Origin of the sequence: Nocardia sp. NPDC002869, from assembly GCF_046764065.1 — a bacterium.
In the GTDB taxonomy this organism is placed as follows: domain Bacteria; phylum Actinomycetota; class Actinomycetes; order Mycobacteriales; family Mycobacteriaceae; genus Nocardia; species Nocardia rhamnosiphila.
In genome coordinates, this window is the sequence record NZ_JBKOOL010000233.1 from 1 (window position 1) to 6,937 (window position 6,937).

At 69.8% G+C, this 6,937-nt stretch carries 8 protein-coding genes; 4 read left to right on the plus strand and 4 right to left on the minus strand.

The window, feature by feature from the left end:
- Positions 1-34: 34 nt before the first annotated feature.
- Positions 35-1,420 carry an RNA polymerase sigma factor gene (locus tag ACLML9_RS26905; protein ID WP_411948135.1) on the minus strand — a complete coding sequence of 462 codons (1,386 nt, stop codon included), beginning with the start codon at positions 1,418-1,420 and terminating at the stop codon, positions 35-37.
- A gap of 167 nt (positions 1,421-1,587) precedes the next feature.
- The gene (ppgK, locus tag ACLML9_RS26910; protein WP_411948136.1) at positions 1,588-2,346 is read right to left on the minus strand and encodes a polyphosphate--glucose phosphotransferase; all 759 of its coding nucleotides are present in this window, start codon (positions 2,344-2,346) and stop codon (positions 1,588-1,590) included.
- Positions 2,347-2,554: 208 nt separating this feature from the next.
- On the opposite strand from ppgK, the gene ACLML9_RS26915 reads away from it, so the two are divergent.
- The gene (locus ACLML9_RS26915; RefSeq protein WP_411948137.1) at positions 2,555-3,466 is read left to right on the plus strand and encodes an inositol monophosphatase family protein; all 912 of its coding nucleotides are present in this window, start codon (positions 2,555-2,557) and stop codon (positions 3,464-3,466) included.
- 22 nt (positions 3,467-3,488) lie between these two features.
- Here ACLML9_RS26915 and cei read toward each other — a convergent pair whose 3' ends face one another.
- Positions 3,489-4,169 (minus strand): envelope integrity protein Cei, encoded by a 681-nt coding sequence (gene cei, locus ACLML9_RS26920; protein WP_411948138.1) that lies wholly within the window; start codon positions 4,167-4,169, stop codon positions 3,489-3,491.
- A 391-nt stretch (positions 4,170-4,560) separates the two neighbouring features.
- Between cei and ACLML9_RS26925 the strand changes: the two genes are divergently transcribed.
- Complete coding sequence (locus ACLML9_RS26925) at positions 4,561-4,863, plus strand: DUF4193 domain-containing protein (RefSeq protein ID WP_030521610.1); 303 nt, start codon at positions 4,561-4,563, stop codon at positions 4,861-4,863.
- A 13-nt stretch (positions 4,864-4,876) separates the two neighbouring features.
- On the opposite strand, the gene ACLML9_RS26930 is transcribed toward ACLML9_RS26925, so the two are convergent.
- A complete protein-coding gene (locus ACLML9_RS26930; RefSeq protein WP_411948139.1) occupies positions 4,877-5,392 on the minus strand; it encodes a DUF3093 domain-containing protein in 516 nt (171 codons plus the stop codon).
- A gap of 52 nt (positions 5,393-5,444) precedes the next feature.
- Here ACLML9_RS26930 and dut point away from each other — a divergent pair, with 52 nt between their 5' ends.
- Together dut and ACLML9_RS26940 are read left to right on the plus strand one after the other, a co-directional pair.
- A complete protein-coding gene (gene dut / locus ACLML9_RS26935; RefSeq protein ID WP_030521608.1) occupies positions 5,445-5,939 on the plus strand; it encodes a dUTP diphosphatase in 495 nt (164 codons plus the stop codon).
- A 1-nt stretch (position 5,940) separates the two neighbouring features.
- On the plus strand, positions 5,941-6,870 hold the full coding sequence (locus ACLML9_RS26940) for a DUF3710 domain-containing protein (protein ID WP_411948140.1): 930 nt from the start codon (positions 5,941-5,943) through the stop codon (positions 6,868-6,870).
- Positions 6,871-6,937 lie beyond the last annotated feature (67 nt).

Sequence of the window (6,937 nt, forward strand, 5' to 3'; positions counted from 1 at the left end):
GTTCAGGGGCCTTTGCGCGTGCTGCTGCCGGGACTCAGTCCAGGTAGTCGCGCAGGACCTGCGACCGGCTGGGGTGCCGGAGCTTGCTCATGGTCTTGGATTCGATCTGCCGGATCCGTTCGCGGGTCACCCCGTAGACCTGACCGATCTCGTCCAGGGTGCGCGGCTGGCCGTCGGTCAGGCCGAACCGCAGCCGGACCACACCCGCCTCACGTTCGGACAGCGTCTCCAGCACCGACTGCAGCTGATCCTGCAGCAGGGTGAAGCTGACCGCGTCCACCGCGACCACGGCCTCGGAGTCCTCGATGAAATCACCGAGCTGGCTGTCGCCCTCGTCGCCGATGGTCTGATCCAGCGAGATGGGCTCCCGGGCGTACTGCTGGATCTCCAGCACCTTCTCCGGGGTGATGTCCATTTCCTTGGCCAGCTCCTCCGGGGTGGGCTCGCGGCCCAGGTCCTGGAGCAGCTCGCGCTGGATACGCCCGAGCTTGTTGATGACCTCCACCATGTGCACCGGGATACGGATGGTGCGGGCCTGATCGGCCATGGCGCGGGTGATCGCCTGGCGGATCCACCAGGTGGCGTAGGTGGAGAACTTGTAGCCCTTGGTGTAGTCGAACTTCTCGACCGCGCGGATCAGGCCGAGGTTGCCCTCCTGGATGAGATCCAGGAACGCCATCCCGCGGCCGGTGTAGCGCTTGGCCAGCGACACCACCAAACGCAGGTTCGCCTCGAGCAGGTGGTTCTTGGCGCGGTTCCCGTCGCGGATGATCCAGTTGAAATCGCGGCGGGTGGCCACGGGGAGTTTGTCCCCGGCCTCGGTGAACTCGCGCATCTTCTCCGCCGCGTAGAGCCCGGCCTCGATCCGCTTGGCGAGTTCGACCTCCTCCTCGGCATTGAGCAGCGCGACCTTACCGATCTGCTTGAGGTAGGCCCGCACCGAATCCGCGGACGCGGTCAGCTCGGCGTCCTTGCGCGCTTGGCGCAGCGCCTCGGACTCCTCCTCGTCCCAGACGAAATCGCCCGAGGCCTTGTCCGCCGCGGTGGGCTCGGAGGTGCCGTCCTCGGGTGCCTCGGTCTCGGGTTCCTCCCCGACGGGCTCGGCGACGAGTTCGTCGCCCTCGTCGGTGAGATCGTCCTCGGAGACCTCCAGGTCGCCGAGATCCGCCACATCCAGCGAATCGTCGTCGAGCTGTTCCTCGCCCGAGCCCGGGGCGCCCGCGCTCCCCGCCTTCTTGGCCGGGGCCTTCTTGGCCACTCCCTTCTTGGCAGCGGCCTTCTTGGCCGGAGCCTTCTTGGCAGCGGCCTTCTTCGCCGGGGCCTTTTTGGCCACGGCCTTCCGGGCCGGGCGTGCCGCGGGAACTTCCGTGGCCTCGGCGTCGGCCGATTCGGCTGTCTGACGGGTATTCGTGGCTACCACGTACGCCCTTTCGTGACGGTCTCGTGCGGCGTCACGCCAGAGTAGTATTCCGGCGGAGCGGTCTGTCGGGTTTACCGGCTGAACGCCGGTCGGGGGTCCGGCTCACCGCCGGGTGCTTCCATTGTAACGATCCGACCAGTGTGCACTGGCCCGTGCCGTGGACAACCTCAGGGGGTGATCCCGGTATCGACGGCCATGGCCGCGCCGACGATACCCGCTGTGTTCTTCAAGTTCGCCGGAACCACGCGGGTGCGATTGGTCAGCAGGGGAATCCAGTGGTCGGCATCGCGGCTGATCCCGCCACCGGCCACGATCACTGTCGGCCAGAAAAGGTCCTCCAGGCCGCTCAGTACGGTGCTGACCCGCGCCGCCCACTCGGGATAGTCGAGGTTCTCCCTCTCCTTGACCGAGGCGGCGGCCCGGTGCTCGGTTTCCATGCCGCCGATCTCGAGATGTCCGAGTTCGGTGTTCGGAACGAGGGAGCCGTTGTTGAGCAACGCGGAACCGATTCCGGTACCGAATGTGAGCAGGAGTACGAGCCCGTGGATATCGCGGGCGGCGCCGTAGCGGTCCTCGGCGAGTCCCGCCGCGTCGGCATCGTTGAGTACGGTCACCTCGCGACCGCCGAGTGCCGTCGCGAACAGGGCCCGGGCGTCGGTGCCGATCCAGGATCTGTCGACATTGGCGGCGGTGTGCGCGACACCGTCGAGGACCACGCACGGCAGGGTGAGACCCACCGGTCCGTCCCAGCCCGCGGTCTCGATCAACTTGGCCACGGCGGCCGCGACCGCGTCCGGGGTGGACGGATGCGGGGTCGCGATCTTGATGCGCTCGTGCACGAGCTCCCCGGTGTCCAGATCGACCGCGGCGCCCTTGACGCCGCTACCGCCGATATCGATACCGAACGCGTGCCGTCCAACGGACATGCGGGTTCCTCGTTCCCTGTGCTGGCTGATGTCGTGGTGCGTCGCACCGGTTTCCGGGCGGGCCCGGCCGCGCGCGAGGAGATCCGGACGGCGTCGTCGGGCCACCCGCGTCGTGCTGCCTCCTCCGCGGCCGGGCTCCGCCGGTGTGGTGTGCACGACAAGGGTAATGCGCGTGCCCGGACGACCTCATCGCAGGATCTGTGCTCCGATGGAAGACGTGCCGGAATCGATTTGGTCTCTCACCGCTGCCACCGAACCCGCCCCCGCCGATGCCACCGTGCTGCGCCGGATCGCGGCCCATCTGGCCGGTATCGCCGCCGCGCATGCCCGGGTCCGCCGTCGCGAAGTCTTCGCCTCCGCTGCCTCGGCCGAGGCCGCAGTGCGGACCAAGAGCACCCCGACCGATCCGGTGACCGTCGTCGATACCGAGACCGAACAGCTCATCCGTGACGAACTGGCCCGGCTGCGACCCGGCGACCACATTCTCGGCGAAGAGGGCGGCGGCGACCTGGCCGCGGCGGCAGACGAGGACGTGGTGTGGGTGGTCGACCCGATCGACGGCACCGTAAACTTCCTCTACGGGATTCCGGCGTACGCGGTCTCGGTGGCCGCGGTGCGCGGCGGCCGACCGGTCGCGGGGGCGGTCGCCGATATCGCGGCGTCGACGGTCTACACCGCGGCCACCGGCCTCGGGGCGCTGCGGATCGACCCGGACGGCCGCGATACACCGCTGCGGTGCAACCCGGTGCGCTCCGGCCGGCTGGCGCTGGTCGCGACCGGCTTCGCCTACGGGGTCCCCCGGCGGACCCGGCAGGCGGCCTGCGTCGCCGAGCTGCTGCCGCATGTGCGTGATATCCGCCGGATCGGCGCGGCCGCGCTGGATCTGTGCATGGTCGCCGAGGGGCGGGTGGACGCGCACTACGAGCACGGACTGAATCCGTGGGACTGGGCGGCCGGCGCGCTGATCGCAGCCGAGGCCGGTGCGGTGCTGCGGCTGCCCCCGATGCCGACGACCGGCGCCGCGGGGGCACTCGTGGTGGCCGCGGCGCCCGGTATCGCCGACGAACTGTTCGCGCTGCTCGATCGCCTGGGCGTCGCCGCGCCGATTCCGGAGGCCTGACCCCCGGCCCGGGCGCCCGCGGTCAGCAGCGGGCGATCCGGGCGGCCGCGAGCATATCCGGGTCGATCGCCGGGCTCTCCCCGCTCACCGGGTTCTGCAGCGACCGCAGCACTTCTTCGGCGTCGTTGTTGGGCTGCAGGTCGCCGCCGAACAGCGAGCCGAGCACCAGGTCGACGGATGTGTCGGAGCGTTTGTCCTCGACGAGTTCGGCGCACGGGACGGCCAGCTGTACCGCGGCCGCGACCGGGCGGCCGTTCTCACCGAACCGGATCTGGCCGGTGCATTCCAGGTCACCGTTGGCGTATATCGGATCGTTACCGTAAGGATCCCCGGGCGGGCTGCCGAACCCCAGATCACCGAGCTGGGCCGCGACATGCGCGGCCTGGCCGCGCTGTCCGTTGGCGTTCAGGACGCGCACCTGGGTACCCGCGGTCGGTGCGGGTTCCACATCCTCGAGGCGACTCGCGCCGACCCGCTGGCCGGGCAGCGGCTGCGGCGCGGCCTTGGGATCGGTGGCCGGGGTCGGCGAATTGCAGGCCATGGGCGTGTGGTCGTCATCGTTGGTGGTCAGTGCCTTGATCCACAGACCTGCGCAAACAACCATCAGAACGACCACGAGTATCAGCCAGGGGCGCGGCCGTCGACGCGGGTAGGGACGGCCTTTGGAATCCGTCGGTCTGCCTTCGGTGATCAGTGAAACCACGTCGATACTGTACGTACCCCGGCCCGCGTGCCGCGCACTACCCAGGCCGCTCCGGGCGCGTTACCGGGGCCGGTCACGGCTCGCTCGGGGCGGCGTATCGATTGCCCAGCGGTTTCGACACGGCCGGGTTTCGATTGCGACATTTTCCGCACCGTCCGCTATTGTCTGGCCGCCCAGACCGAAATATCCATGAGTAAATCGGCGATCGGTCGCGGGAACAAGCAGGGCAACTCATGCGTTGTCCGGACGCTATCGGAGGTGAGTCCACCGGATTCGCGCTGATAGAGGACCGGTGCGGGTGTGAAGTGCACCACCGGCGGGGCGGCGGGCGCGGTCGAGAGACGGCGTACGCCGGTCCGGATATACGGAGTAAGGACGAGGGGAAGACGACATGGCAACCGACTATGACGCACCGAGGCGTACCGAGTCCGACGATGTGTCGGAGGATTCGCTGGAGGAGCTGAAGGCTCGTCGCAACGAGGCCCAGTCCGCCGTCGTGGATGTCGACGAATCCGATACCGCGGAGTCGTTCGAGCTCCCCGGCGCGGACTTGTCCGAGGAAGTGCTGACGGTTCGGGTGATTCCGAAACAGGCCGACGAGTTCACCTGCTCGAGCTGTTTCCTGGTACATCACCGCAGCCGCCTGGCCAGCGAGGCAGGCGGTCAGATGATCTGCATGGATTGCGCGGCCTGAGCGGAGCGTGAGGTCAATCCGCGCTCGGAAGGCCGAGCGCGGCCAGGACCGCTGTGGGCCGGCGCGTGCTGACCAGCCAGTAGGGTGTCGGATCGTCCGGGTCGTCGAGCACCAGCAGGACCATGGTGCCGATCCACGGCCGGTGCTGGACATAGGCCGCGGGATCGAGCTGACGGCCCAGCGCCGCGCTCTTGGCGCTCCTGGGCACCACGGTCGCCCGGGCGACGAACGATACCGGCAGATGGGCCCGGCCCACCCGCAGTTCGGGGGTGCCCGTCGCGTCCGGGGTGACTTCCAGGCGATGCCGGCTCGTCCACAGCAGCACCCAGACGGGCACCGGGAACAACAGGACATACGGCAGCCAGGCCCGCAGGCCGGGCGCTCCCATATGGATCTCCGCGGCGAGCAGACCGGCGAGGGCGAAGCCCACCGGCCACCACCACAGCGGCACCCAGAGGCGTTCGCGCCAGGCGGTCGGTTCCGGTCCCGCGGGGCGCTCGGTTTCGGTGGGTCGAGGCTGGTCGGACACGACTCAACACTAAGCGACCCCCGCGCCGGGCCTGCGCGTAGGCTGGTCGGACGTGAACGCACTCTCACCGATACCGCTGCTCCGGCTGGACCCCGGGATTCCCATGCCGACGCGCGCCCACGACGGCGACGCGGGCGTGGATCTGTGCACCGCCGAGGACGTCGTCCTGGAGCCGGGGGAGCGGGTGCTGGTTGGCACCGGTATCGCTGTCGCGCTGCCGGTGGGCACCGTGGGCCTGATCCATCCCCGCTCCGGGCTGGCGGCCAAGGCCGGGCTATCCGTGGTGAACACGCCGGGGACCATCGACGCCGGCTACCGGGGTGAGATCAAGGTGTGCCTGATCAACCACGATCCGCGCACTCCCATCGAACTGCGCCGCGGTGACCGGATCGCGCAGCTGCTGGTGCAGCGGGTGGAGCTGGTCGAGTTCGTGGCGGTGGACCGGCTCGACGAGTCCGCGCGCGGCGCGGGCGGTTACGGATCCAGCGGGGGACACGCGAGTTTGACGCCGGGCGGGGCGGACGCCGCCGACGGCAAGGAGGCCTGACATGTTCGGACGACGGAAATCCGGCGGACGCAGATCCGGCGACGGGAACGACACCGGCGAGTACACCACGGGTGAGTACGAGACCGGCGAATACGAGGACTACGACGACGGCGGGTACCACCGCGCCGAATACGACGAGCCCTACGACGACAGCTACGACGACGGATACGGCGGCGCCGCCTACAGCGACGCCTACGACGCCGCGATCGACGATCCCGACACCGAACCCCAACGGCGCGGCCCCTACGACTACGACGATGTCGCCGAGGTGCTGGAGAACTTCACCGATACCCGCCTCGACCTGGGCTCGGTGATCCTGCCGGTGCCGCCGGGCGGGCAGCTGCAGGTCGAGATGACCCCGCAGGGCACCCCGCAGGCGGTCCATCTGGCCACCGAGCACGGACGCATCACCGTCGCGGCCTACGCCGCGCCGAAATCCAAGGGCCAGTGGCGCACGGTCGCGGCCGACCTGGCGGAATCGCTGCGCAAGGACGGGGCCCGGGTCTCGGTGGAGAAGGGCCCGTGGGGCCGGGAACTGGTGGCCGTCACCGAGGGCGCCGATCTGCGCTTCATCGGCGTGGACGGTTACCGGTGGATGATCCGGCTGGTGGCGGCGGGACCCTCGGGTTCCACCGCGGCGGGCGGCCCGCTGGTCGTGGCGGCGCGCACCGTGCTCAGCGAGACGATCATCCGGCGGGGAACCGACGCGCTGCCGGTGCGCGAACCGCTTCCGGTGGTCCTGCCCCAGCAGCTCGCCGAACAGCTCACCGCCGCCCATCAGCAGCAGCAACAGCAGGCCCAGCAGCCGGTGGCGACCCCGCCGCCCGCCGCCCGGCCCTCGCCGGCGCCCGCGGTGCTGCCACCCCAGCAGCCGCAGCAGCCGCGGCGGGGCGCCGAAGGGTCGGCGATGCAGCAGCTCGGCCGTAACTGACCGATCGCGACGTCCGGTGCCCGCGCGGGCACCGGACGAACGCGGCCGGGTACGGTTCCGGCCGTTT

Bases quoted from the DNA above. Each gene is read 5' to 3' on its own strand.
- ppgK (WP_411948136.1), bottom strand. From the start codon at position 2,346: ATGTCCGTTGGACGGCACGCGTTCGGTATCGATATCGGCGGTAGCGGC.
- ACLML9_RS26925 (WP_030521610.1), top strand. From the start codon at position 4,561: ATGGCAACCGACTATGACGCACCGAGGCGTACCGAGTCCGACGATGTG.
- ACLML9_RS26940 (WP_411948140.1), top strand. From the start codon at position 5,941: ATGTTCGGACGACGGAAATCCGGCGGACGCAGATCCGGCGACGGGAAC.
- ACLML9_RS26915 (WP_411948137.1), top strand. From the start codon at position 2,555: ATGGAAGACGTGCCGGAATCGATTTGGTCTCTCACCGCTGCCACCGAA.